Source organism: Staphylococcus sp. HMSC072B07 (assembly GCF_001815505.1).
GTDB lineage: Bacteria > Bacillota > Bacilli > Staphylococcales > Staphylococcaceae > Staphylococcus > Staphylococcus simulans.
On the sequence record NZ_KV820945.1, the window covers coordinates 1 to 3,932 of the forward strand.

General features: G+C 39.8%; 1 protein-coding gene. It reads left to right on the forward strand.

Annotated features, from left to right (window positions below; genetic code table 11):
- Positions 1-3,932 (forward strand): Rib/alpha-like domain-containing protein (locus HMPREF3031_RS13525; RefSeq protein WP_306806854.1); only part of this gene is annotated, 3,932 nt, incomplete at both ends.

The following is a 3,932-nucleotide window of genomic DNA, read 5'->3' on the forward strand; positions in this document are numbered from 1 at the left end:
AACCATATGGTCAAGGTACAACAGAACAAGAAGTGAAAGATAAAGTCACAGTACCAGACTTCCCTAAAGACAAAGGTACACCGACAATCAAAGTCGATAATCCGGCACAAATTCCAAATGGTCAAACACCAGGAACGGTAGAAGTCCCAGTCACAGTGACTTATCCGGACGGTACAAAAGATCATGTGAAAGTTCCAGTAACTGTAGGAGAACAACCACAAAGAGACAAATATGAACCTACAGTAGGAGAAATCACAAAACCATACGGTACACCAACTACTGCGGAAGAAGTTCAAGAAAAAGTAAGTGTTCCAGAATTTCCTAAAGAAAAAGGCACACCTGTAGTAACGATAACGGATCCAACAAAATTACCAAATGGTCAAACAAGTGGCGTGTTCCAAGTCCCAGTCACAGTGACATATCCAGATAAAACAACAGACACAGTAAATGTGAAAGTAACAGTCGGACCAAAAAATTCTGAAACTTATCAACCAACAACAGGAGAAATTACGAAACCATATGGAACTCCAACTACTGTGGAAGAAGTCAAAGGCAAAGTAAATGTACCTAACTTCCCTAAAGAAGGCACTCAACCTGTAATCACAGTTGATACAAATAAATTGCCAAATGGACAAGTTAGTGGAGAAACTCAAGTCCCTGTCACAGTGACATATCCAGATAAAACAACAGACACAGTGAATGTGAAAGTAACCGTAGGACCGAAAGATTCAGACACTTATGAACCAACAATTCAACCAATTAAAAAACCATTTGGTCAAAACACAACAGAACAAGAGGTTAAAGACAAAGTAACAGTCCCAGATTTTCCAACGGATAAAGGTACACCGACAGTCAAAGTCGATAATCCGGCACAAATACCAAACGGTCAAACACCAGGAACAGTAGATATCCCTGTAACAGTCACATATCCAGACGGAACAAAAGATCATGTGAAAGTTCCAGTAACAGTAGGAGACCAACCGCAAAATGATAAATACGAACCAACAGCAGGAGAAATCACAAAACCATATGGTACACCGACTACTGAAAATGAAGTCAAAGATAAAGTAAGTATTCCAAACTTCCCTAAAGAAGGCGACCAACCAGTTATTAGTGTTGATACAACGAAAGTCCCTGACGGCAAAACAAGTGGAGAATTCGAAGTCCCAGTAACCGTGACTTATCCGGATAAAACAACAGATACAGTTAATGTGAAAGTCACTGTAGGTCCGAAAAACTCAGACACTTATGAACCGAAATTTGAAAATATCACAAAACCATTTGGTCAAAATACAACTGAACAAGAAGTGAAAGACAAAGTAACAGTCCCAGATTTCCCAACGGATAAAGGTACACCAGTGGTAACAGTGGATGATTCAACTAAGATTCCGAACGGTCAAACATCTGGCGTATTTGATGTACCTGTAACCGTCACTTACCCAGACAAAACAACAGACAAAGTCACAGTGAAAGTAACAGTCGGTGAACAACCGGATAATGTGAAATATGATCCTAAAGCAGGAGAAATCACTAAACACTTTGGTGAAAAAGCTACACCGGATGAAGTGAAATCAAAAGTGACTGTTCCAGGATATCCAGAAAACAGTCAACCATATACAGTGACAGTAGATGAAGCAAAAATTCCAGACGGTCAAACACCGGGAGAAGTAGAAGTTCCAGCCACAGTAACTTATCCGGATAAAACAACAGATATTGTTAACGTGAAAGTGACAACAGGACCAAAAGATTCAGACACGTATGAACCGACTACAGGAGAGATTAAAAAACCATACGGTACACCTACAACTGAAGAAGAAATAAAAGGAAAAGTAAGTGTTCCGGACTTCCCTAAAGAAGGCGATCAACCAGTTATTACTGTGGACACAAGTAAAGTGCCTGATGGTCAAACAAGTGGTGAATTTGAAGTTCCAGTTACAGTCACATATCCAGACAAAACAACAGACGTTGTGAAAGTTAAAGTAACAGTTGGACCAAAAGATTCAGTTACGTATGAACCTATAACACAACCAATAGTAAAACCTTTTGGTACACCGACTACAGCGGATGAAGTTAAAGGAAATGTTACAATTCCAAACTTACCTAAAGAAGGTACTCAACCAGTTATTACTATCGATGACGAAACAAAAGTACCAAATGGTCAAACACCTGGCGTATTTGATGTTCCTGTAACAGTCACTTACCCAGATAAAACAACTGATAAAGTCACAGTTAAAGTTACAGTCGGCGAACAACCGGATAACGTGAAATATGATCCTAAAGCCGGAGAAATCGTTAAACACTTTGGTGAAAAAGCAACACCAGATGAAGTGAAATCAAAAGTGACTGTTCCAGGTTACCCAGAAAATGGTCAACCATATACAGTGACAATAGATGAAACAAAAATTCCAGATGGTCAAACGCCAGGAGAAGTAGAAGTTCCAGTCACAGTGACATATCCAGATAAAACAACAGATATTGTCAATGTAAAAGTTACAACTGGACCGAAAGATTCAGATACGTATGAACCAACAACACAACCAATCACAAAACCATTTGGTCAAGGCACAACAGAACAAGAAGTGAAAGACAAAGTCACAGTACCAAACTTCCCGGCGGATAAAGGTACACCAGTAGTAACAGTAGATGATCCAACGAAATTGCCTGATGGAAATACTCACGGAGTATTCGATGTCCCTGTGACAGTCACTTATCCAGATAAAACAACAGACAAAGTAACAGTTAAAGTGACCGTAGGGGATCAACCGCAAAAAGATATATATGAACCGACAACAGGAGAAATCACAAAACCATACGGAACTCCAACTACTGAAGACGAAGTAAAAGGTAAAGTAAGCGTTCCGGACTTCCCTAAAGAAGGAAACCAACCAGTAATAACGGTTGACACAACGAAAATTCCTAATGGTCAAACAAGCGGTGAGTTCGAAGTCCCAGTCACAGTGACTTATCCAGATAAAACAACAGATACAGTGAATGTAAAAGTTACTGTTGGACCAAAAGATTCAGACACTTATGAACCAACAGTTCAACCAATCACAAAACCATACGGTCAGGGCACAACAGAACAAGAAGTGAAAGATAAAGTTACAGTACCAAACTTCCCGGTGGATAAAGGTACACCAGTAGTAACAGTAGATGATCCAACGAAATTGCCTGATGGAAATACTCACGGAGTATTCGATGTCCCAGTTACTGTTACTTATCCGGATAAAACAACAGATAAAGTAACAGTTAAAGTCACTGTAGGCGATCAACCGCAAAAAGATATATATGAACCGACTGCGGGAGAAATCGTAAAACCGTACGGAACTCCAACTACTGAAGACGAAGTAAAAGGTAAAGTAAGCGTTCCAGATTTCCCTAAAGAAGGAGACCAACCAGTTATTACGGTTGACACAACTAAAATACCTGACGGTCAAACACCAGGTGAATTCGAAGTTCCAGCGACAGTCACATATCCGGATAAAACAACAGACACAGTTAATGTGAAAGTAACAGTAGGACCAAAAGATTCAGACACTTATGAACCGGTAACACAATCAATCACTAAACCATACGGTCAAGGCACAACAGAACAAGAAGTGAAAGATAAAGTTACAGTACCAAACTTCCCAGCAGATAAAGGAACACCGGTAGTAACAGTAGATGATCCAACGAAATTGCCTGATGGAAACACTCATGGCGTATTTGATGTTCCAGTGACAGTTACTTATCCAGACGGTACAAAAGACCACGTGGTAGTTAAAGTGACTGTAGGAGACCAACCAGAAAATGTAAAATACGATCCTAAAGCAGGAGAGGTAACTAAACATTATGGTGAAACAACAACACTTGATGAAGTAAAAGAAAAAGTGACTGTCCCAGGATATCCAGAAAACGGCCAACCATTCACAGTGACAGTAGATGAAACAAAA